Origin of the sequence: Agrobacterium sp., assembly GCF_032092815.1 — a bacterium.
In the GTDB taxonomy this organism is placed as follows: domain Bacteria; phylum Pseudomonadota; class Alphaproteobacteria; order Rhizobiales; family Rhizobiaceae; genus Agrobacterium.
On the sequence record NZ_DAMDBP010000008.1, the window covers coordinates 1 to 23290 of the forward strand.

At 54.7% G+C, this 23290-nt stretch carries 21 protein-coding genes; 6 read left to right on the forward strand and 15 right to left on the reverse strand.

Annotated features, from left to right (window positions below):
- The 9 genes from RT613_RS06175 to RT613_RS06215 all read right to left on the reverse strand — a co-directional run.
- The coding region (locus tag RT613_RS06175; RefSeq protein WP_313613813.1) for a F0F1 ATP synthase subunit A at positions 1-745 on the reverse strand (745 nt) is incomplete at its 3' end.
- Positions 746-807: 62 nt separating this feature from the next.
- On the reverse strand, positions 808-1173 hold the full coding sequence (locus RT613_RS06180) for an AtpZ/AtpI family protein (protein ID WP_313613814.1): 366 nt from the start codon (positions 1171-1173) through the stop codon (positions 808-810).
- Positions 1174-1444: 271 nt separating this feature from the next.
- The gene (locus RT613_RS06185) at positions 1445-2596 is read right to left on the reverse strand and encodes a cell wall hydrolase (RefSeq protein ID WP_313614050.1); all 1152 of its coding nucleotides are present in this window, start codon (positions 2594-2596) and stop codon (positions 1445-1447) included.
- Positions 2597-2919: 323 nt separating this feature from the next.
- The gene (locus RT613_RS06190) at positions 2920-4836 is read right to left on the reverse strand and encodes a potassium transporter Kup (RefSeq protein WP_313613816.1); all 1917 of its coding nucleotides are present in this window, start codon (positions 4834-4836) and stop codon (positions 2920-2922) included.
- Between the two features lie 15 nt (positions 4837-4851).
- The gene (locus tag RT613_RS06195; RefSeq protein ID WP_313613818.1) at positions 4852-5829 is read right to left on the reverse strand and encodes a magnesium transporter CorA family protein; all 978 of its coding nucleotides are present in this window, start codon (positions 5827-5829) and stop codon (positions 4852-4854) included.
- A 261-nt stretch (positions 5830-6090) separates the two neighbouring features.
- Positions 6091-7230 (reverse strand): Mrp/NBP35 family ATP-binding protein, encoded by a 1140-nt coding sequence (locus RT613_RS06200; RefSeq protein ID WP_313613820.1) that lies wholly within the window; start codon positions 7228-7230, stop codon positions 6091-6093.
- An 85-nt stretch (positions 7231-7315) separates the two neighbouring features.
- Positions 7316-8542, reverse strand: coding sequence for a CmpA/NrtA family ABC transporter substrate-binding protein (locus tag RT613_RS06205; RefSeq protein WP_313613822.1), 1227 nt, complete (start codon positions 8540-8542; stop codon positions 7316-7318).
- 87 nt (positions 8543-8629) lie between these two features.
- Entirely contained in the window at positions 8630-9370 is a 741-nt protein-coding gene (locus tag RT613_RS06210) for a helix-turn-helix transcriptional regulator (RefSeq protein ID WP_313613823.1), read from the reverse strand.
- Positions 9371-9527: 157 nt separating this feature from the next.
- Positions 9528-10424, reverse strand: a complete 897-nt coding sequence (locus RT613_RS06215) for an IclR family transcriptional regulator (protein ID WP_313613825.1) — start codon at positions 10422-10424, stop codon at positions 9528-9530.
- Between the two features lie 57 nt (positions 10425-10481).
- Here RT613_RS06215 and RT613_RS06220 point away from each other — a divergent pair, with 57 nt between their 5' ends.
- The 4 genes from RT613_RS06220 to RT613_RS06235 are packed head-to-tail and all read left to right on the forward strand — an operon-like array spanning position 10482 to position 13703.
- Positions 10482-11246, forward strand: a complete 765-nt coding sequence (locus RT613_RS06220; RefSeq protein WP_313613827.1) for an SDR family oxidoreductase — start codon at positions 10482-10484, stop codon at positions 11244-11246.
- The gene (locus tag RT613_RS06225) at positions 11246-12175 is read left to right on the forward strand and encodes a 2-dehydro-3-deoxygalactonokinase (RefSeq protein ID WP_313613829.1); all 930 of its coding nucleotides are present in this window, start codon (positions 11246-11248) and stop codon (positions 12173-12175) included. Before RT613_RS06220 ends, RT613_RS06225 begins: the two co-directional genes overlap by 1 nt.
- Positions 12176-12180: 5 nt before the next feature.
- On the forward strand, positions 12181-12813 hold the full coding sequence (locus tag RT613_RS06230) for a 2-dehydro-3-deoxy-6-phosphogalactonate aldolase (protein WP_313613830.1): 633 nt from the start codon (positions 12181-12183) through the stop codon (positions 12811-12813).
- Complete coding sequence (locus tag RT613_RS06235) at positions 12813-13703, forward strand: SMP-30/gluconolactonase/LRE family protein (RefSeq protein ID WP_313613831.1); 891 nt, start codon at positions 12813-12815, stop codon at positions 13701-13703. Before RT613_RS06230 ends, RT613_RS06235 begins: the two co-directional genes overlap by 1 nt.
- A 54-nt stretch (positions 13704-13757) precedes the next feature.
- Here the strand turns inward: RT613_RS06235 and RT613_RS06240 are convergent, their stop codons facing one another.
- Positions 13758-15110, reverse strand: a complete 1353-nt coding sequence (locus RT613_RS06240) for an EAL domain-containing protein (protein ID WP_313613833.1) — start codon at positions 15108-15110, stop codon at positions 13758-13760.
- Positions 15111-15258: 148 nt separating this feature from the next.
- A complete protein-coding gene (locus tag RT613_RS06245; protein WP_313613835.1) occupies positions 15259-16944 on the reverse strand; it encodes a response regulator in 1686 nt (561 codons plus the stop codon).
- A gap of 332 nt (positions 16945-17276) precedes the next feature.
- On the opposite strand from RT613_RS06245, the gene mutL reads away from it, so the two are divergent.
- Together mutL and RT613_RS06255 are read left to right on the forward strand one after the other, a co-directional pair.
- Positions 17277-19100: a DNA mismatch repair endonuclease MutL gene (gene mutL / locus RT613_RS06250; RefSeq protein ID WP_313613837.1), complete on the forward strand. Its 1824-nt coding sequence runs from the start codon at positions 17277-17279 to the stop codon at positions 19098-19100.
- 106 nt (positions 19101-19206) lie between these two features.
- Positions 19207-19446: a DUF2093 domain-containing protein gene (locus RT613_RS06255; protein WP_313613839.1), complete on the forward strand. Its 240-nt coding sequence runs from the start codon at positions 19207-19209 to the stop codon at positions 19444-19446.
- Positions 19447-19452: 6 nt separating this feature from the next.
- Here the strand turns inward: RT613_RS06255 and lpxK are convergent, their stop codons facing one another.
- From lpxK to RT613_RS06275, 4 genes are all read right to left on the reverse strand, one after another.
- Positions 19453-20487 (reverse strand): tetraacyldisaccharide 4'-kinase, encoded by a 1035-nt coding sequence (gene lpxK, locus RT613_RS06260; protein WP_313613841.1) that lies wholly within the window; start codon positions 20485-20487, stop codon positions 19453-19455.
- A 101-nt stretch (positions 20488-20588) separates the two neighbouring features.
- Positions 20589-21314, reverse strand: coding sequence for an HAD family hydrolase (locus RT613_RS06265; protein ID WP_313613843.1), 726 nt, complete (start codon positions 21312-21314; stop codon positions 20589-20591).
- Between the two features lie 130 nt (positions 21315-21444).
- The gene (gene waaA, locus RT613_RS06270; protein WP_313613845.1) at positions 21445-22764 is read right to left on the reverse strand and encodes a lipid IV(A) 3-deoxy-D-manno-octulosonic acid transferase; all 1320 of its coding nucleotides are present in this window, start codon (positions 22762-22764) and stop codon (positions 21445-21447) included.
- Between the two features lie 226 nt (positions 22765-22990).
- Positions 22991-23230: a DUF4170 domain-containing protein gene (locus RT613_RS06275; protein ID WP_313613846.1), complete on the reverse strand. Its 240-nt coding sequence runs from the start codon at positions 23228-23230 to the stop codon at positions 22991-22993.
- Positions 23231-23290: the final 60 nt, after the last annotated feature.

The following is a 23290-nucleotide window of genomic DNA, read 5'->3' on the forward strand; positions in this document are numbered from 1 at the left end:
GACCACCATGCACGGCGTCGTTCAGGTACATGCAAGTCAGTACCGCGAAGACGTATGCCTGCAGGAAGGCAACGAGAAATTCCAGACCAGTCATTGCGACTGTCATAATCAGTGGCAGGATAGCGCCACCCATACCGACGGCGCCCATAGCGCTCATCGTGGCAACGAAACCTGCGAAAACTTTAAGTGTGATGTGGCCGGCCAGCATGTTCGCGAACAGACGAACAGAAAGGCTGATCGGACGCGACAGGAACGAGATCACTTCGATGGAAGACACCAGAGGCAAAAGAACCTTGGGAACACCAGCCGGCGCAAACACGCCGAGGAAGTGAAGACCGTGCTTGTAGAAACCGTAGACGATAACCGTACCGATAACCAGGCAAGCCAGTGCGAAGGTCACGATGATCTGGCTGGTGATCGTGAAGAAGTATGGGAACATGCCGAGCAGGTTTGCCGTGAGCACGAACATGAACAGCGAGAAGACGAAGGGGAAAAACTTCATACCCTTGCTTCCGGCGCCTTCGCGCAACATCGAGGCAATAAATTCGTAGGACATTTCAGCAACAGACTGGAAGCGGGTCGGGATCAGACCACGGTTCGACGTTGCGAAATACAGGAAACCAGAAGCGGCTGCGATAGTGGCGACCATAAACAGCGATGCGTTGGTAAAGGAAAAATCGACCCCACCGATTTCAATCGGAATAATCGGCTGTACCACGAACTGATGTGTCGGATCGTTTGCCACCGGCTGCCCTCTTTGCCTTTGGCGCCCTCAAAGGCGCCTTTTCATCGTATCGAAAAACAGCCTTAAAGGCCGGTTTTCCCATTCTGTTTCTTTGCCTGCGCCTCGTCCGAAAACCGTGGTTGAGCCACGACACCGGCCGAACGCAGGACGTTCAATACACCTGCACAGAAGCCGAGAAGAAGAAGTATAATCATCCCCCAAGGCGACGTGCCAGCCAAGTAGTCCAGAAGATACCCGAGCATGGCGCCAACCACGATCGCGGATATGAATTCAGAAGACAGCTTCATTGCCATTGCGAAACCCTTACGTGTTTCACCGGCATTTCTCTCCGCAGCAGCTTCCGCCTCGTCCTCCGTCTTCACCTTTGCCAATTCGTCAGCAAGGCGTTTCCGGCGTTCTTCCAGACTATCGTCACGGTTGCTATTCATGTCCAACCTGCCTTTTCTTCCCTCGTTCAAGCACTGCCAGAACGCTTTGAAGTTGTAAACGGCAAGGGCTTTGACATGTTCCAGCCCGTTCTGAAGTCGCGCGCAACATAGTTTTGAGTGCCCACATAGTCAAGGCATTGAATATGCTTGATTAAACACAAATTAACAGTGTAAAAACATACACTTAGGCTTCCAGAGCCATTTCCGGTGTCCACAGGGCGACGGAATCACCTGGTTTGTTCACATCAATCGTTGCCATCAGGCCACAATTTCAGCTCCATCCGCCGCCATATGTGCGGTAAAACACGTGCAATCCGATGCGGCCGACCTTTTTCATGCTCTTGCCCCAAGCTGGACGAACATAAACGGCGTGATAGTGGGTTGCAGAGCCGACTTCGGTCAGCCAGATTTTACCGGCGGTGGTCGCCATGGCAATTTCACGGGCCATTTTCCAGTGACGTTGCGAGTTGACACGATCACGAATGTTGTCGCAGGCGAAAGAAAATTGGCAGCGATTGCGCCAATCCTTGTTCTGGTACACCACGCCACAGATCGTGGACGGGTAAGTCGGGTTGCGAACGCGGTTGAGAATGACCTGCGCGACAGCCGCCTGTCCCTTGACCGATTCCCCCCTCGCCTCGAAATAGATGCCGGAAGCGAGGCACTGCTGTTCTTCTGCGGAAAACACGGCTGGCGGCAGCGGGGTCGCGGCCCAGGCATGATCATCCGGTCCGATGTCTGGAATGAAACGACCTGCCTGTGGTTTCTTCAAAATAGCGTCGAAAGGCGACTCGCGTGCGAAATCCGGCTCCGCTGGCGCGTAGGCCGTTGCCAGCACATCCGCATTGCGGTTGGTGACCAGCGACGCCAGCATTGGCGATACACCATTGTCCATTTTCTTTTCATCACGACGGAAATAGAAGGAAGCCAGCTCAACCGGCTTGTCGCGCTTTGCCTTGACGAAGGATGGGCGCTCCTTGCGGCTGAGCGGCTCTACATCGATCATGCTTGTGCGCTGCAGGACGGAACCAGCCGTGAAGGCTGGCGGTGGCTGCATGATTTCAAGGGCAACGACACGACCCTTTTTGGCAGCGCGGTTGACGCGCTCGCTATCGGGTGTAGCCGGGCGCTTTTCTTTTTCATCCGCGAAGGCAATCTTGCGGCCATCCGGCAAGGTCATGCCAGCACCTGCGGCAGCGGACTGGCTTTCGGCATTGTTAAAAGCAAGGGAAGCCGAATGAACGGAACCGGCAGGGGAATTGGTGAGCACCATGCGCCACTGGCTGTTGCCAACATCAAGACCGGCAAGCAAGGCAGCAAGATCAGCCCTGGAAGCAAGAGTTGGGAATGCCAGCCATGCGGCAAGACCCAAGACCAAAGGCGACGTCCATTTTTCAACCGAAATGAACGACCCGCGACGCATCACACCTTTTGAACGCAAAACCGGCACTCCAAACACGCAGACACACACAAATGACGCGACCGGAGGGGCCAGCGACACGAACTCGTATATGAGCAAAAATAGTTCGTTAACCTTGATGCTTGGTTAACGAGACCGCTGGATGCAGCGGCTTTTAAGAAAGTGGCCAGATCCGTGGCACACATTTTTGTGAGCGCGCAGTAGCGGGGCCCATGCCTTACGCACGGGCCGGCCTGTAAATGAAGGTCATCGGAACAGCATTGGCTGACTGCCAGCGATTGCCAGCAGCCCCCGGGGTCAAATCCGGGGACATGGCAAACCGCAGTTCAGATCACCACATGCGACCCAAGCTCAACCACACGGTTGGCTGGCAGGCGGAAATAGTCTGAGGGGTCGGCGGCTGTTTCGGCAAGGGCGATGAACAGCCGGTTCTGCCATGTCGGCATTTCCGAGTTCTGATCAGGGACCAGTTTTCTGCGTCCCAGATAAAAGGACGTCGACATGATATCGAACTTGAAACCGGCGCGCCGCAGATAGGCCAGCGCCTGCGTGACGTTCTGGGTTTCCATGAAGCCGAAATGCAGTTCTACAACAATGAAGCGGTCACTCAGCCGGCGCATGGTGAAGCGTTCCACCTGGGCGACACGCGGCTGGTCTTCGGTCCTGATGGTCAGAATGACATTCTTCTCATGCAGAACGTGATTGTGCTTGAGATTATGCAGCAATGCAGCCGGGGCCGTTTCCGGATCACCGGTCAGGAAAATGGCGGTGCCAGGAATGCGCAATGGCGCATGCGGGCTATCCTTTTCCACTGAGGCCACGAACAATTTCAGCGGCACGTCGGTGCGACGGGTTTTGGCAAACAGGATTTTAGAGCCGCGCTGCCAGGTCCACATTATAATGGTGAAGACGATGGCAAACATGACAGGCACATAACCACCGTCGTGGATTTTCAGCAGGTTCGCGCCGAGGAACACCAGTTCCAGCACGAAAAGCGGCAACAGAACCGCAAGCGCCAGCCACAGCGACCAGTTCCAGCGGCTGCGTACGAATTCAAAGAACATCAGGCTTGTCACCACCATGGCGCCGGTGACGGAGATACCATAGGCGGTGGCCAATGCCTCCGAACTCTGAAAGCTGAACACGAGCGCGATGACGCCGACCAGCAGGATGGTGTTGACCGAAGGCAGGTAGATCTGCCCGGTATTGGTTTCCGACGTGAACAGGATTTCCATGCGTGGCAGATAACCAAGGTTGATCCCCTGCCGCACAAGCGAAAATGCTCCAGTGATCACCGCCTGGCTGGCAATGATGGTGGCCGCCGTTGCCAGAATAACCACCGGTAACAGGGCCCATTGCGGGAACATCAAATAAAACGGGTTGGACATCGCCGCCGGGTTCTTGAGAACAAAAGCCCCCTGCCCGAGATAATTCAGGGTGAGCGCCGGAAATACCAGCAGGAACCATGCAAGCTGGATCGGGCGGCGCCCGAAATGGCCAAGATCTGCGTAAAGTGCCTCTGCCCCAGTCACCGTCAGGAACACCGCGCCCAGCACCACAATGCCAAGGAAACCTTCGCGCAACAGGAAGTCGGCCGCATACCAGGGGTTAAACGCGGCAAGAATACCGAAGTCGTCAGAGATGTGCAGAATGCCCACCCCTCCCATGACCACAAACCAGACGGCAGTGATAGGACCGAAAAACTTCGCAACCGTGCTGGTGCCGTGGGACTGGATGGCAAAAAGCCCGACCAGAATGGCAACCGAAATGGGAATGACAAATTCATCCATGGCCGGCGTGACCAGCTTCAGGCCTTCCACCGCTGACAGAACCGAAAGTGCTGGTGTGATCATGGCGTCGCCGAGAAACAGCGCCGCACCAACCAGGCCGAGAAAGATCAATGTTGCCCGTCGGGATCCGGCCGTTTTCATGAGCATTGCCAGCAGCGACAACGTGCCGCCTTCGCCATCATTATCGGCTCTGAGCAGCAGGCTGACATATTTAAATGTCACGATGATCGTCAAAGACCAGATCATCAATGAAATAAGGCCAATGATTTCGATACGTGTCACGCCATCATAAGCAATGGGCTTGAGCGCTTCTCTGAAAGCATAAAGCGGACTGGTGCCAATGTCGCCATAGACGACACCAACAGAACCGAGCGTGGCAGCGAGCAAACCTTCGGTATGCTTCGCCTCGTTCGTCGCCGTATCGTTCACATCACTTCCATACCCTTGAGACATGTCACTCCAGGCTCCTCAGAGCCAGCCCTTCCAGCGGAAAAAGAGAAACGGAATTACTGCCGAAACGAGCATTGCAATCACCGCAACCGGATAACCATAGGTCCAGTCCAACTCCGGCATGACGTGAAAGTTCATGCCGTAAATGGATGCAACAAGAGTTGGAGGCAGAAACACCACTGACGCAATCGAGAATATCTTGATGATGGCGTTCTGCTCGACATTGATAAGCCCGAGCGACGCATCCAGCAAAAAGGCAAGATTGCCTGATATGAACGAGGCATGTTCCGAAAGAGAAGGAATGTCCCGCCCTATCGAACGACAGAGTTCGCGTGCATTTGCATCCTGCTGGATGGCCGGTACGCTGAACAGAAATGTCTGCAGGCGCGATAACGACATCAGGCTGTCGCGCACTTTTGACAAAAGCCGATGGTAGGACGCAATATCGGCCAGGCGATCTTCGAGAAAGCGCGGTGCCTTGCGTTTGCCACGCGCCTGGCTGCCAAAGATGCCAGTCGAAAGCCCATCAATACCAGCGACGGATTTTTCCAGAATTTCCGCCGTACGGTCGACAATTGTTTCCAGAAGTTTCAAGAGAAACTGGACACCGTTTCGGTGTTCTCCAGACACGCGGGAAATCGCGGCGATAAAAAGGCTGAAGGATTTTGGTTCTGCATACCGGATGGTTAGCAATCGGTTACCAGCCAGAATGAAAGCCACATCCGTCAATTGCGGCTCGTCGGTGTCGGCCTTACAGACCAGAGAGGCGGTCATGAAGACGTTGCCGCCTTCCACATAAAGTCGGCTCGAGGGTTCGATATCCTTCAGGTCTTCGCGGGTCGGAACCTCAATACCAAGCAATGCCTCGATATAACGTTCCTCTTGCTGCGTCGGGTTGAGCAGGTCGATCCAAATGATATCTTGAAATAGCTCCGCAATCGGCTGTTGCACCGAAAGGGTGATTGCCTCGCAATTCGAGCGATAGGCATTGATCAATCAGTTTCTCCGGTTTGCAAATCTGACTGCTGTCAGCCTGCCGCCGATCGTTCAATATCACGATCCGGGCATGGACGACAAACTATGATTGCGTCACGACAGAACGCTGGGAGGATGTCTCAAAATTCAACCCTGACGCCCTTTTCCGATTGAAACATCGCGTGGCTCAAAAACGCATTAACGTTTCTGACGAATGCTCCAAACGGCGCAGGCATTTGCCCGCAAACGGATCGGGAATCAAGCTCTATTTATTGGCTGACATTACTCGAAGACGATTTTGGGTGCAGCCTTGCCCGTTCCGGCTTGCAGTGCATGCCAGACGCGCACCGCAATGTCGCGGTAGATTTTGGCAACAGGTCCATCCGGCTCCATGGCGACGATTGGCGTTCCCGCATCAGACATTTCGCGCACCGAAATGGTCAGCGGCACTTCACCGAGGAAAGGTACATCGATCCTTTCCGCTTCGGCCTTAGCGCCGCCATGGCCAAATATATCATAGCGCGCGCCCGTATCCGGAGCGATGAAATAGCTCATGTTTTCGATCACACCGAGCAAGGGTATCTCGACCTTGCGAAACATGGTGATACCCTTGCGGGCATCGGCCAGTGCCAGATCCTGCGGCGTCGACACGATGACCGCGCCAGACAGTGGAACCTGCTGCGCCATTGTCAAATGCGCATCGCCCGTACCGGGCGGCATATCGACGACCAGGACATCCAGTTCGCCCCAGGCAACTTCACGCAGCATTTGCAGCAGTGCCGACTGGACCATCGGCCCGCGCCAGATCATCGCCGCCTCTTCATCCACCAAAAAACCCATCGACATGGTTTTCAGGCCATAATTCTCCATCGGCACAATGGTGCGGCCTTCCAACTGCTTGGGGCGGCCCGAGATTTTCAGCAGGCGCGGCAGCGACGGCCCATAAATATCGGCATCGAGAATACCCACCTTCAGACCAATGGACTTGAGGCCGAGCGCCAGATTGACCGCTGTGGTGGACTTTCCAACGCCGCCCTTGCCCGAAGCAACGGCAAGAATGGTCTTGATACCGGGAATGCCGGCCTTTGCCGGAGGACGAGGTGCAGGTGGGCGCAGACCATCGGCCGCCGGAGCCGTGCGGGGCTGCGGCGCACCGGAAGGTTCGCCTGCCTTTTTATCCGCCGTCAATGCCACCATGACAGAGGCTACACCTGGCATGGACTTGACCGCCGTTTCCGCCTCCTTGCGCAGAGGCTCCAGTTCCGCTGCCTGTCCCGCCGGTACGGAAATGGAAAAATAGACTTTGTTATCGGTGATAAAGATTTCCGAAACCATGCCCATCTTAACGATATCAGATGTGCCGCCGGGTACCTGAACCTTCGCAAGAACTTCGAGAATCTTCTGTTTTTCGACCTGTGCCATGACTGCGCTGCCTTCCGGTTTCCAGCGTAGATAAACACGTCAGAGCCATTCGCCAATGCCCGGATTTCACTATCCCTGAGATAGATCAAACATCATCGAAAGTTTCGAAGCGTTCGGGGTCAAAAATTCGGCCGTCAAAAAACATGTCCGGCCCAAGCACAAGGCCGGAGCGCGACGAGCCGACATGCACCGGTTGACGCAAAGTGCCCTCCATCTTGAGGTTGGCCGAGGGAACATGTGCAAAAACCGGCTTCAGGGCCTTGCGGAAAATGTCTGGTCTGAATGCATCGCGCACAGCCTCGCAGATCACGGGATCATCCGCCAGCTCGGCTGGGCAATCTCCCCAACGCATCATCTGGTTAAAGTACCACAGTGCCTGACTTTGCCAGGGGAAATTGGCTGCCTTGCCGCTGGTGACAAAAAACTCGTCGATTTCCAGCATCTGCAAATCTGAAATCGACAAGAAACCGGTGAAGGACGGCAAGATCAGATCTCCGTCTTCCCCGAGATATTTCGGTGCGGCCAGAATACCGGTCAATTCTTCTATATTGCTGGCATTGGCACACCATTGCCCGGCGCGGTACAGCGCACGTATCAGGGCTTCCAGATCATGCATGTTCTGGTCTGCCCATTCCTGACTGACCGCCAGGACCTTTTCAGGAGCATTGTGCCAGATATTGGATTTGGTGGTGGCCATGAAACCCGTGCCATTGAGAATCGAGGCACTGCCAAACGGTTCCGACGCATAAAACCCGTCAATCGTGCCCTCCTCCAGCAGGTAGGGCATGGCTTGCGGGGACGAGATCACAATGTTGACATCACTCGGCACCGCGATGCGACAGTGCGCCAGCATATATCGCAGTTCGTACCAGGACGTGGCATAACGGCTTTCAACGGCAATTTTCAACGGCACTGGCACACCTTGGGCCCTTCGCCGTCCGCACAGACGCGACAATGCAATAGACACGGATGAAGGGCTTAAGCCGACAGCACCGGCCTCCTCCAGCTTCTTGTGTAAATCTCGCGACACCACCAGGCTGACGCCACCAAGCGACAGAGTAAAAGGTGCACAAAAACCTGTCGGCATGCCGGCCGTCTGCAATGCGGATAAAACAGGAAATGTTGCTGGCAGCTGTGCCAGCGCCATTTCGCCATCACGTAGCGATTCGACGATGTCTTCAACGAGATTTTTGCGGATCAGCGAAAGCCGGATGCCTTCATCCGCTGCAAAACCCTTCTCTGCCGCGACTGCCAGGATCGCGCTATCGACGGAGGGAGAAAAACCGACCGAGATATTGGGTTTGTCCGGCAAGCACATGTCCTCCTGACGATTCGTATAGAGGATTGCGCAAGGCGCGACAGATAACAATGAGAAAACAAATAAAACAGCAAAATTGTCTTATTTTATAAGACCTACGCGCAAAGCTTTTGCCACCGCCTGCGTTCTGTTGACGGTGTCGAGCTTTTTTGTTGCCCGGTTGAGGTAGTGATTGACCGTGTGTTCCGACAGGATGAGGATTTCGGCGATTTCCGCACTGGTCTTGCCGGCCGCCGTCCAGTTCAGGCAATCCAGTTCGCGGTCCGTCAAGGTGTCCGGAACGCGATTATCCAGTCGTTTTATATAGGACAGACGGTCGAAAATATGGGTGGAGACATAGGCAATCTCTGCAATTTCCTGATGCGTGAAACCCTGCTTGTTACCAGAAAACGAGACCGCACCACGGACCCCAGCAACATCATGCGCCGGGCACCAGATGGAATTGAGCATTTCGAAACGCTCAAAAAGAGCTTTGACGATTTTTGATGTGGCCGGATCTGCCGCTCTGTTCAAGAAATCGGCATCAGCGAAGAAAGGCACTGTCGATTTTTGCAGTGCCGCCAGAACTGTACTACCGCGAATGAGATTTTCATTGTCGTATGACTGCAGAAGTTCGGCTGGCCAATTGGTGATGATGGTGTGCTGCGACAGTTCCAAACCCGCCTGAGTGGGTAGGTTGACCACCATAAAGGCTTTCATTCCCCATGTTTCCGTCAGACCTTTCAGAAAGCGGAAAACGTCAAATTGCGTCTTTAGCATTTCAATTTCAGTGACACGCTCCGCATGCGTACTGATAAGTCCATCGGTCTCAGACATGGTCATGGGGCTTTTTCTTTAGGTAGGATAAAAAACAAATAAACCGGCTTCGCAAAACTCCGCCAGAGTATCTACCCAACGGCGAATTTTTTTACAAATCATAGTTGAAGTAAAAAGTCATACATTATCACTTCTGCAAATTTCCAGTCCGAAATTTCAGGAATTAAAGGGATGAGGGAGATATCCGCAGGGATATATCAGTTGCAATTTTGGTCGCGATTTTACAGACGATCGGTGCCAAACTCTCAAGATTTTGAGGAGTAAGCCGATAAGCTGGTCCGGTTACTGACACCGCAGCAGCGAAATCATGACCATCACAGATAATAGGGGCGGCAACGCAATGGATGCCTTCCTCGTGTTCAGCCAGATCGAAACCATAACCACGCACCCTTATGGTTTCGATTTCAGCCAGCAATGCCTTCGGGTTGGTGATGGTGCTTGAGGTAAATGACCTAAACTGAATATTATCAACTGTTTGTTTAAGGCGATCTTGCGCCAACGTTGCAAGGGCCGCCTTGCCAACCCCGGTGCAAAAGACCGGTGATGCGTTGCCAATTTGCGAATGCATGCGAATGGCGCGGTTCCCTTCGACCTTGTCGAGATAGATAACCTCCGTGTCTCTCAATATGCCAAGATGTACCGATTCACCCGTGATCGACTGCAATTCGCGCAGATAAGGCGTTGCCACACTTCTGAGATCATTGCGCGCCCATGCCCTGCCAGCAAACTTCAAGAGGCGCAGACCCGGCACATAGGCTTGATGGGCATCCAGTTCCAGCAATCCCTCCTGCAACAAATGGGTCAATTGCCGATGAACCGTGCCGCGCGGTTGGCCAACGATGTTTAATATCTCGGTGAATCGCAAAGGTTCGGGTGCCATAACAACCAGTTCCAAAAGGGTCATGGCTTTGCCAAGTGTACCGGTTGCGGGTTCTTCCGCATCCACTTTGCCCAAAGATGCGACGTTGTGTTCTAGCATTTGCTTGCACATCCTTTGCCGGAAGCTTGACAGCTTACAAAAGAGCGACGAATAATTCCATTTAGTTGAACATAGTTCCAAATAATGGAATTAACAAGACTTTGTGGGAGTGAATGTCGATGGCGAGGAGCGGCTAATATGCAGCGGACGGGTTTTCCTGATCTGGAGGATGCTGGCATTCTGATTTCCGGAGGTGGTTCCGGCATCGGTGCAGCACTGACCGAGGGCTTTGCGCGTGCTGGCGCCAGAGTAACATTCATCGACATTGCCAAGGCGCCCAGTGAAGCCTTGGCAGCGCGGCTTTCAGCAGAGTGCAAACATCCGATCCACTTCTTGCATGCCGATTTGCGCAATGTCAGCGATACCCAGAAAGCAATTGATGACGCAGGGCGCAACAGGGGGTCGTTCCGCGTGCTCATCAACAATGCCGCCTGGGATGACCGGCACGATATCGAGACGGTGACCGAAGATTACTGGGACAACAATCAGGCAATAAACCTGAAACAGATGTTCTTTGTCACGCAGGCAGCCCTTCCGTATCTGAGACAAGAAAAAGATGCTGCGATCGTCAATTTCTCGTCGATCTCCTTCATGCTCAATATGGGGGATCTCCCCTCCTATGCGGCAGCCAAGGCGGGCATTATCGGCCTGACCAAAAGCCTTGCCGGGCGGCTTGGCCCAGAAAACATTCGCGTCAATTGTATCCTTCCCGGCATGATCGTCACCGAACGCCAGAAGGAACTTTGGCTCACAGAACAGTCAATTGAAGCGACCATGGGCAAACAGTGCCTCAAGCGCATATTGACTGCTGAAGATATTGTCGGCCCCTGCCTTTTCCTGTCGTCCAAGGCAGCATCGGCCATAACATCACAATCCATTATTGTAGACGGAGGAATTTTCTGATGGCGCAGCCCGCATTTGTTGCCGTGGACTGGGGCACCACCAGTTTTCGCATGTGGCTACTCGACAAGGATGGTGGAATCCTTGCTGAGAGACGCAGCAATGAAGGCATGACGACGGCAGCCAGAACAGGTTTTGCTGACGTGTTGAATGCCCACCTTGCCGCAACCGGTGCGCCGGATGATATTTCCGTGCTGATTTGCGGCATGGCGGGTGCACGTCAGGGCTGGATCGAAGCCGGTTACATCGACGTGCCTGCGCAGATCGACAACGTGCTGAAAGGTGCCGTTCGTATTCCCGGCGAAAGCCGCGACATTCGCATTCTGCCGGGTCTTGCACAACGCGCCGACACTGCACCTGACGTTATTCGTGGCGAAGAAACCCAGCTTCTGGGTGCGCTGGCCTCCAATGAGGTCAACGCAAACTGCCTCGTCTGCATGCCGGGGACCCATTCGAAATGGGTGACCGTCAAGGACGGCACGGTTGAAGGTTTCTCCACCTATATGACCGGTGAGCTTTTTGAGGTCATTGCCAAACACTCCATTCTTGCCCACGCGGTATCGGAAGGTGAAACAACGACTGGCGAAAACCCGGAATTCATCGCGGCCGTGCGCAAGGCGGTCGAAAACCCGCAGATGGCGACACACCACGTCTTTACCGTCCGCTCCGGCCAGTTGCTGCACGCCCTTTCCGCGACAAACGCCAAGGCACGTCTTTCCGGTATTCTGATCGGGGTGGAAATTGCCGGTGCCCGTTCCCAGGTTTCCAGTGATACACAGGTTGTGCTCGTTGCATCCGGCGGGCTTGGTGAACTCTACAAGGCTGCACTGGCAGCTCTGGACATTTCCTATACGCTCATCGATGCCGATGCCGCCGTCCGCGACGGTCTTTACGCCGCAGCCACGACCATCTGGCCGCATTTGAAAGGTTGATACCCATGCGCATTCCATTTCCATCCATCAAATATCCGCTGGTTGCCATTCTGCGCGGCCTGAAGCCGGAAGAAACCCATGACGTTGTCAGCGCTCTGATCGAAACAGGTTTTCGCGCCATTGAGATTCCGCTGAACTCGCCTGAGCCTTTCAAGTCAATCGAGATTGCTGCCAAGCTCGCGCCAGCCGATTGCCTGATTGGTGCAGGCACCGTGCTGAGCGTTGATGATGTTCAAAACCTCGACAAGGCAGGCGGCAAGCTGATGGTCAGCCCGAATGTCGATGTTGAGGTCATCACTGCTGCGCGCGAAAAAGGCATGGTGACTTTGCCAGGTGTGCTGACACCGACGGAAGCACTGCTGGCTGCCAAGGCTGGTGCGACCGGCCTGAAGTTCTTCCCGGCCAGCATTATCGGCCCTGCTGGTATTGTCGCCATTCGCACCATTCTGCCAAAGGACCTGCTGATTGCGGCCGTCGGCGGCGTGTCGGACAAGAATTTCTCCGATTATACCAAGGCGGGCATTACCGCCTTCGGCCTTGGTACCAGCCTTTACAAACCGGGCCTGACCGCTACGGAAGTCAAGGAACGCGCCATCGTGACGATCAACGCCTATGACGCTGCGATCAAGGAGGCATGATGGCGACGACACATCCTTTTTCTGGTAAGATCCTGGATGAAACGGCGCTGCAGTTGGGCGAAGGCCCAACCTATGATGCGGCAACCGATACGGCCTGGTGGTTCAATATTCTCGGCAAGGAGCTGCATGAATTGCAGCTTACCTCCGGGCGCAAGACCGTGCACAAGCTGCCCTTCATGGCCAGCGTTCTGGCCAGGATCGATGACGAGCGTCAGCTGATCGCATCTGAACATGGTCTGTTCCTGCGCCAGATCGCAACAGGCGAGTTGACCCATCACGCCGACTTCGAACCAGGCATGCCGGGCAACCGTTCCAATGACGGGCGCGTGCATGCTTCCGGTGCATTGTGGATCGGCACCATGGGTAAGTCTGCCGAAGATGGCGCCGGTGGCATTTACCACGTGGCGAACGGCACCGTGACGACGCTGTTTGACAATATCAGCATTCCGAATTCCATCTGCTTTTCGCCAAATGGCACGACTGCCTATTACACCGACACCAAGGTCAACAGGCTGATGAGCGTAGCAGTTGATCCCGCGACCGGCCTGCCGATTGCCAAACCGTCCATTCTGGTGGATGCCAGCGATGACGAGGCCGGCATTGACGGCTCGGTGTGCGACAAGAACGGCGACATCTGGAACGCCAAATGGGGTGCAGGCAGTGTTGCACGCTATAGCGCCAGCGGCCAGCTTCTCGAGCGATACAGTGTTCCGGGCCTGCAAACCACCTGCCCGGCTTTCATTGGCAAGAACGCCGACCGACTTCTTGTAACGTCAGCCTTTGATGGCATGGCGGACGCTGGTCTGGCGCCGGACGCTCTGCAGGGCGCAACCTTCGATCTGGGTATCGAGGTCAATGGCGTACACGACTTTGCCTATCGCCTGAGCTAAACAAAAAGGGCGGCGGAACCTGTGTCCGCCGCCTGTTTTCGATGACTTGCAAAGTCAGGCGTTAGTCGGGGCAATGTCCCGGAAATTGTCGCGCAGGTAACGAAGTGTCGCGCTGGCATCGACAGGTCGGCCAAAAAAGAAACCCTGCCCCATTTCACAGCCAAGACCACGCAGCTTTTCGGACTCGCTACGGTTTTCAATACCTTCCGCCACCACTTCCAGATCAAGTCCATCACACATTGTCACGATTGCCTTGACGATATGCTCGGATGGTCTGTCTGAGGAAATACGCGACACAAAGGCACGATCGATCTTGACCTTATCAAAGGTGAAGTCACGCAGACGACCGAGGCTCGACTGACCAGTACCAAAATCATCCAGCGAAATACGGACACCGGCCTGCTTGAGGTCGGCAATGATTTTGGTTGCCGTTTCAGCAGATGTCATTACCGCAGTTTCGGTAATTTCCAGTTCCAGCCTACTTGGATCAAAACCGGCTCGACCAAGTATAGACAGGATATTGTCAGCGGTGCCTGGATCCATCAACTGCGCCGAAGACAGGTTGAAAGACAGGAACAGATCACGCGGCCATGACAGCGCGGCTTCTATTGCCTTGCGCAGCAGTGTTTCTGACAAGGCATCGATAAAACCACGTTCTTCGGCCAAGGGCACAAAAACACCAGGCGAAACAAAACCCAGATCGGGATCATGCCAACGCGCCAACGCCTCAAAACCGATGACCATTTCATCCGTCAGGCGCACGATAGGTTGAAAATGAACCTCGACCGCATCGGTGATGATGGCGTTACGGAGCGCCTGTTCAAGTTGCGTCGCCCGTTTCATTTCCTGCGCGATTTCGCTGGAATAGACAGTGATCTGGCCGCGACCACGGCGTTTGGAACGATACAAAGCCGTCTCGGCGCTTTTCAGCAAATCCTCGAATTCCTGACCAGCGAAGGGGTAAACCGCAAAACCGAATGACGATGACAGACGCACATTGCGGTCACCCAGATCATAGGGTGCAGACAACACATCCTTGATCATGTGGCCAATGCGTTCGGCACCGGTGCGTTCGAACACCAACGGTAAAATGAAAGCAAATTCATCGCCTTCATGGCGTGTTACCGTTGCACCATCAGGAATACAGGCCTTCAGGCGATGCGCCACCTGGCACAGGATTTCATCGCCAGCCGCCGCACCGAAAAGATCATTGATCGGTTTGAAACCGTCAATATTGGCAATTCCAACAGTAAAAGGGGCTGGATCGCTAGCACGCTCGGCAGCAAGCTGACGGACCTTGTCCCGCAGACGATAGCGATTACCAAGACCAGTCAAAGGGTCGCCATATGCCATAGCCTGCAGCTCATGCTGACTGATCTGCGGGTAGTTTGCTTCCGCCGACTTCATGTTTGCGTCCTAAGGAATCTGCAACGATTTAGCGCACAATGATGCCTATGTCTTAAGAAACATATAGCGTATATTTAAGGGTCATTAAATACGGACATTTCTCAGCAATCGCCCTGTTGAGGCGGTGACGCCCGTGGGACAGCAGCACTTATTGGCTGGCAATTACCGTGGCGGTTGAGTGAAGGAACCGCTTCAAAATGATTTCGATCATGTCAGGGCTGACCGGCTTGAGGATCATGTCATCCATGCCGGCATCCAGGCAGGCGCGACGGTCACCCTCAAAGGCATGGGCAATAACGCCGACCAGCGGTGTATTTTTTCCGGCACCCTCTGAGGCACGGATCCGGCGCGCCAATTCAAACCCATCAAAATCCGGGAGCGTCGTATCGATCAGCACCATGGAGGGGGAAAGCGCTGCAAAGAACCGCAATGCCTCTTCACCAGAACCTGCAACGCGGTAGCTGACATTCAGGTTTTCAAGGATCTGCGAAAATACAATCCTGTTGACTTCGTTGTCTTCCACAACAAGCACGTCGAGCCCGGATGGTGACGTTTCGATAAGAGCCGCTTTCAGGTCACGATCCCATGGGCTCTGCCGCAAGGTGGGAGCGGAGGCTGCATGTGAGGTCGTTGCAAGGAAATTGTAGATGTGCCGCACCAGATCCTGCTGGATCTGGAATGCATCCAGCGTCAACACGGCAAGTCCATACTGCTTGGCAATATCCAATGAAGCATGGCTCATATTGGAATCGACAACCACAAGATCGATGTCCACGCCAGAGGATGCGGCAACATCCAGGAATGTCACCTCTTCGTCAAAGCTGCTTGCTGCGGCATAATCCGCTTCGACGCAGGCAAATACCTGCGATGCGTTGTCGCGAACCCCCTCATCCGGTGAGACGAACAGGATACGGCAGCCCTTGAGACGTGCAGCAAAATCCGGCTCTTCGCGTTTTTCGATTGGCCTGCCCTTGTGTGACGTCTTTACGAAAGGCAAATGCATCATGCCTGGAAGAACCGGCTCACCGGTCTCATCCATGACAGAAAGAGCCGTGACATCTTCCATTGTTGTGACAAGGAAATAACGGCCCGGTTTCCCAACTCTCTGTTTGCGGGTGATGAGCAGGGCGTGCTCACCGTCAATCTTGGTGAGATGTTCGGGGATAGTGCTGCTCTGGCCGGTTTCGAGGATCCTGCGGTCCATGGCATCAATGCGGCTCGCCAGTTCACGCGAATGAATATCGAAAACAGTCCGCCCCAACATGGCTTCTGGCACCACTTCCATCATGTCGCAGGTCGCCTTGTTGACGGCGACATAGGTCAGATTACGGTCCTTGACCACGACGGGGAATGGAATATTGTCGAGAATTTCTTCGGTCAGCTGCAGCCGCTCAAGGTCGGAGCGCCATTGTTCTTCGCGCTTTTTCTGCTCTGAGACATCAGTGATGACACACATGCCGATGCCGGATGGCAGGCGCTTCTTGACGTAACGATACCAACGATCGCCGCTGCGCTTTTCGAGATGTTCGGATCGTTCTTTCCAGTGGGCTGCGAGCCGATCCGCTATCCACTCATCCCGGCTGGCCTTGCGGCCTGACGCAATGTTCTGACTGGAACCTTCCTCGCAATCATAGCGAATTTTCAGGAAATCGCGCAGCCGCATACCGACAAAAACACGCTCGCCAAGCGTGGGCATGTAGTGGGTAATATGGCGGCTAACGAAGGTAATGATATCGTTCTTGTCATACACAATGACGGCAGTCATCAATGCATCACACACAGTTTCCAGCAGTGAGGTTTGGATGTCTACGTCTTGCGACGTCACATCAGTCATTGCTGCTCCCCACGCCTATCATCCTCCAGCCACAAGGGCATTCCGAAAATTTATAAAACAACCAATATCGTGCACGGGGCCGCGAACGGTGAAATTGCTGAGAAACATACCGGGCAGAACTTGAAGCAAAGCTGTCATTTTCAAAATCGGTGACCCTCCGGTTGACCACCCAATGCTTTGACGGAAAATAGTATCCCGTAATCATTTCAAGTTGTTGCGAGACTACCGCTTTTGTCTTAAGCGATACTTAATGGCGCGGGAACCCGTGCATAAGAGGCCTTGGATATACGATTTTTCTTTTCCCGCAGGGCCAAATTCACGACAATAGAATCATGTCCATAAAACAGCTTTCAGAAACGCTCATCAATCAGATCGCCGCTGGCGAGGTCATCGAACGGCCCTCCAGCGCGGCCAAGGAAATGATCGAAAATGCGATCGATGCCGGCGCAACGCGCATCGAGATTGCCACATCGGGCGGCGGAAAAAGCCTTATTCGCATTACCGACAACGGCTCGGGCATGAGCCCTGACGATCTGGCGCTGGCCATCAAGCGCCATTGCACCTCGAAAATCTCGCAGACGCTTGACGATATTCGCACGCTTGGTTTTCGTGGTGAGGCGCTGCCGTCGATCGGTTCGGTGGCGAAACTGACCATTACCAGTCGCCAGCATGGCTCCGATCAGGGATCTGTGGTGGCTGTGACCGGCGGTAAAGTTGCAGATGTACGCCCGGCGGCGGCCAATGTTGGGACCGTTGTCGAAGTGCGGGACCTGTTTTTTGCGACCCCTGCGCGCCTGAAATTTCTCAAAAGCGAGCGGGCGGAAACAGCAGCTATTACCGAAACGGTCAAACGCATGGCCATTGCGTTTCCCAATATTCGTTTCGTGCTATCCGGCACCGACCGCTCGACCCTCGAACTTCCAGCAACGGGGGGCGATGCACTGGCCCGAATGGGCCAGATTCTGGGGGCAGATTTCCGCGACAATGCCATTGCCATTGATGCCGCCCGTGAAGATGTCGCTCTGTCCGGCTTTGCAGGGGTACCCACCTTCAACAGGGGCAATTCCGCGCATCAATATATGTTCGTGAACGGCCGTCCGGTTCAGGACAAGCTGCTGCTCTCAGCCATTCGCGGCGCTTATGCCGAAACGATACCGCATGGGCGTTACCCGGTTGCCGTCCTGTCACTGACACTTGATCCTGCGCTCGTCGATGTCAACGTCCATCCGGCGAAATCGGATGTGCGGTTCCGTGATCCGGGCCTTGTGCGCGGCCTGATTGTTGGTGCGATCCGCGAGGCGCTGGCCCGCGAGGGTGACCGCGCCTCCACCACGGCCACCAGTGGCATGATGAGCGCGTTCCGGCAGGGTTTCCAGCCGACACAGGCTGCCAGACCGCAATCCGCCGCACCGTGGGCTGCGGCCACATCACCCACGCGCCCCTTCGCCTATCAGCCGGCCACGGGCTTCGCAGAAAGCAGGCAGGCCGAATTTATCGACATGACCTCGCCGACAGCTCGGCAGGAAACGGCAAATAGTTTTGCAGAACCTGCACCCGAAAGCCTTGCAACATCCAACTATCCGCTGGGTGCGGCACGTGCACAGATCCATGAAAATTACATCGTCGCGCAGACAGACGATGGGCTGGTGATCGTTGACCAACACGCCGCCCATGAACGCCTGGTGTTTGAAGAGATGCGCAAGGCGCTGCACTCGCGTCGCCCACCATCTCAGGCTCTGCTGATCCCTGAAATCATCGACCTGCCAGAGGAAGATTGCGACCGATTGATGGAACATGCCGAAGGCTTTGATGGTCTGGGGCTGGCAATCGAGCGATTTGGACCCGGTGCCATCGCGGTTCGCGAAACACCGGCGATGCTGGGCAAGGTGGATGCGCAGGGGCTGGTAAAACAGCTGGCCGATGAAATCGCAGAATGGGATACCGCCTCTACCCTGCATAACAAGCTGGAATATGTGGCTGCCACAATGGCTTGCCACGGATCGGTGCGATCCGGCCGTCGCCTGCGGCCCGAAGAGATGAATGCCCTGTTGCGACAAATGGAAAACACCCCCGGTTCCGGCCAGTGCAACCATGGGCGGCCAACCTATATCGAGCTGAAACTGTCCGACATCGAGCGGCTGTTTGGCCGGAGCTAGGCAATTTTCTAACCACTGGTATTTCAGGCCGGTGGAGATTAAGACATAAAGACAAACAGGTCAGCCAAACACAGCGCTGACCTCAAAAACGCGATGGAGACAGCGGATGAACCGGTTTGAAGGCAGCGGCAGCCGCGAAGCGAAGATCAAATATCTGGATGGCGATTATCAGATCGTGACCAATGGCACCTTTGTGACCTGTGCCATGACGGGCAAACAGATCCCTCTGGACGAGTTGCGCTACTGGAGCGTGGCACGGCAAGAACCTTATGTGGACGCCGCCGCATCGCTCGAAGCAGACAAGATTGCTGGCGTTCTGCCAAACCAGAAACGTCAGGTGCTCTAGGCCTACTCAATTGCCCTTGTTTTTGAGAAGACGGGTGCGGCAGTTTTCAATTGCCGTATCGATCATGTCGGATGCGGTCTGCGGATCATCGAACACCATTTCGATTTCGATGACCTGGCTGCGCCGGAAGAGTTCTTCGGCTTTGCCGTGAACCCCTTTCAGACGCACGGAATCCTTGGCCGTGGTGACCAGTAAAAGCTGCTGTTTGTCTGCCAGCGCCAAAAGGTCGGCAATCTCGTCTTCCTCAAATGCATGATGGTCGCTGAATGAGCGCCGCTCGATGATGTTGCCGCCGAGACTCTCGACCGTCCTGTAAAACTTGTCCGGATCTGCGATGCCGGCATAGGCAAGTACACGTGCACCGACAAAACCCGGCGGAATGACCGGCTGGATAGCCGCGACAAAAATGGTCTTTCCCGCCCGTGCTGCCTTGCGCACCAGTGGATCGGCCGCCTCACCACTTCCCACTTTCAGGATTGCGGAAAGCTGCTGCATCTGTTCCTTGATCGGAGCACGCACCGGGCCTGATGGCACCATGCAGCCATTGCCGATACCGCGAACACTGTCTATCACTACCAGCGCGTAATCCAACGTCAGACGTGCACTCTGAAAGCCGTCATCCATGATGATGAGATCGGCGCCAGCTTCAACAAGGCGGCGCGCGCCATCCACCCGTCGTCGTGAAATGACAGTCATGGCATGATCGACCAGCAATAGGGGTTCATCGCCGACATCGGCTGCGCGGTGGCGGGGTTCAACCAGCGTTGTGACATCCAGCGTGCCGCCGTAGCCACGACTGAGAAACCCGGGCTTCAAGCCCTTTTCAACGGCAGCCCTGGCAATTGCGATGGCGGTCGGTGTTTTGCCCGCGCCACCAACCGTAAAATTGCCGATGCAGATGACCGGAACAGTGACCGATGGGCGGTTTTCGCGGCGCATTCGTTTGCCCGCAATCCAGCCGTAAACCCAGGAAAGGGGTTTGAGTGCATACGCCTGCCAGCCCGCTTTCCTCCACCAGAAGGGCGGTGCTTCCGAAATCATCTTGTCGCTCCTACCGAATACCCTATCTGCCAATATCGGATTGAAACGATAAAATATACTAAAGTGACGAAACGTGAGCCTGGAGGTCTGTTTGCAGACGGTTAAATTGCAGCCCGGTGCGGCAAAAGCGGCTCCAGCGCCGTGATGTCAGGCAGGCAATAATCACTGTCATCACTCAGGCTTTGCGGCGAACCAGTGCCAGTCAAGACGGCAACCTTCAAAGCCGCCCCAGCGCTTTTTGCCATATGCAAATCGTGATTGTTATCTCCAACCACCGCGACCTGTGACGGTGACAGGTTCACCGCCTCACAGAAACCTAATACCATGCCAGGCTGCGGCTTGGTGCCAAAACCGCTGTCATAACCAGCGATGAAATCGATATGCTCTTCGAAATCAAAGCGACGGGCCGTCTCGCGGATCGAACGCTCGTTGTCGCTGGAAGCAATGCCGATGCGAAAGCCGCGCTCACGCAGACGTCCGAAGAACGCTCTTAGATCGGTAACCGGGACAGAATCCGCAGCCGCGCTGGTAAACAAGGCGTCGAGACGTCTGGTCAATTCACCGATTTCATACGGCGAGCCAGCCGCAACCAGACCGGCGGCAACTTCGTGGGTATTACCAGCAGCCAACAGGCTGTCAGCCTGAACTTTTCCGCTCACAGGGTCCATGCCGCAGGCCAGAAGCAACCTGTCCGCCAAATCAGGATCACCCATGGACGCGATACGGGCGAGCTCCCGGTTCACGGGTCCCCAGCTTGCGTCATAACCCAGTAGGGTTCCATCCTTGTCAAACAGAATACCGGCTATGGACTGCGTGTCTTTGTTCAATGGAAAAACCGATCTTAAAATAGAACCTCGGCAACAAACCTGCCAGGGCGGAAAGACATGTGACGAGGCGTGTGATTAAAGCGCGTTGCCAGCTCTAACCGCCAAAACGCATCGCGCCCGCAGCGATATCTCAGCCAGTTGCCACATTTCTCGGCATCAACTTGGCAGTCACGATCAATGGAGCGATGTAGGGCTCAAGACCCTTGAGCGTTGATGATAGTGCGCCACGCATATCCTGAATGACCCGGTCGCCGGCATCCATCATCTTGTAACGCTCATTGTCGTTGACCATCAAATAATGAACGGCCTTGGCCAGCATCTCGACATCACGGACGATACGCCCACCGCCGGCCCGCAGCAGCTTCTGATAAGCTTCGCGGAAATTCTGCACATGAGCACCAGACAGCACCGCGCAGCCCAACATGGCTGGCTCCAACGGGTTTTGCCCGCCCTCGCCTGTCAGCGAGCGGCCAACAAAGGCAATTTCCGTCAGGCGAAGGTAAAGCCCCATTTCGCCGATGCTGTCACCCAGAAACACATCTGTTTCCGGCGTTATCACATCGTTGCGGCTACGACGCGCTACAACAAGGTTCATTTCCTTCAACTGCGCTTCAATCGCATCGGCTCTGTCTGGGTGACGCGGCACGATGATCGACAATTGCCCATTTCGCGCCTTGATGGCGTTGTGAACCGTTCCGGCGATTTTTTCTTCGCCTTCAAAGGTCGAGATTGCCGCCCAGGTCTTGCGCAAACCGATCTGCTGGCGGTAACGCTCCAGCAGTTCCTGATCCACCGGTGGTGGATCAGTATCGCCCTTGAGGTTGCCTGAAGTCATCACCGGCCAGGCACCGAGATCACGGAAGCGCTCGGCGTCCAGATCAGACTGCGCAATAACCAGTGACATCTTGTTGAAAATGGTTTCAGCAAAATCGGCATGCGATTGCCAACGAGCAAAAGAACGATCCGACATGCGGGCATTCACCCGGATTTGCGGAATGTGGGCCTGCTCCAGTTCCATCATCGTCACGGGCCAGACTTCCGATTCCGCGGTGATAGCAGCATCCGGGTGCCAGTAACTGATGAAACGTTTTACCGCGATTTTGATATCGAGCGGCACATATTGATGAATGACGTCATTGCCAAGTCTGGAGCGGCAAAGTTCTGCTGAGGTGACCGTTCCGGTGGTCAGCAACACGTGAATTTCGCGTTTGCGGATTTCACGGATCAGGGGAATGAGTGCCATTGTTTCGCCAACGCTGGCAGCGTGGAACCAGATGAGCGGGCCTCTGGGGCGCTCTATACTGGCGTAGCCAAAGCGTTCCAGCTTACGGCTGCGATCTTCCTTTCCCTTCACTGCCCGATAGGTGAGATAAGGACCGGCAAACGGATAAGCCGCCATGCCTGCCAACCGGTAACCGGAAAGTGCAACCCGCGCAATTCGGCTCTTCATGACGGTATGCCTTCAATCCGTGCGCCCAATGGTGCGATCCCCTGCAAGGTGTTTTGATTGGAACTTTCTGTCTTATCGAAATGCGTCAATAATTGTGCCGACCCGAATCTTTTCGTTCATTTGCGGCAAAAATATTCAAATACGGCATGGAAGTTTTCACACCCATGCCGTGTGATTCTTTGGAATATATTACAGCATAATTCGGGCTCTTTAAGACTAACGCCCGTTATTTCGCGCTCTGCGGATCAAGAAGTCTGTGCATATGCACTATAAAGTAGCGCATATGGGCATTATCCACAGTCTGCTGCGCCTTTGCTTTCCAAGCCGTCAGTGCAGAGGCGTAGTCCGGGAAGATACCAACGATATCCAACCCGTTCAGATCGCGGAATTGCACATCTTCAAGACTTTCAAGCTCGCCGCCAAAAACGAGGTGCAGAAGTTGTTTTTTTTCACTGGATTCGGTCATTTTCTTTTATCTCTTGCCATGTGATCTGGTCCCTTTCCTGTGCGGGATTTCAGCACAAAG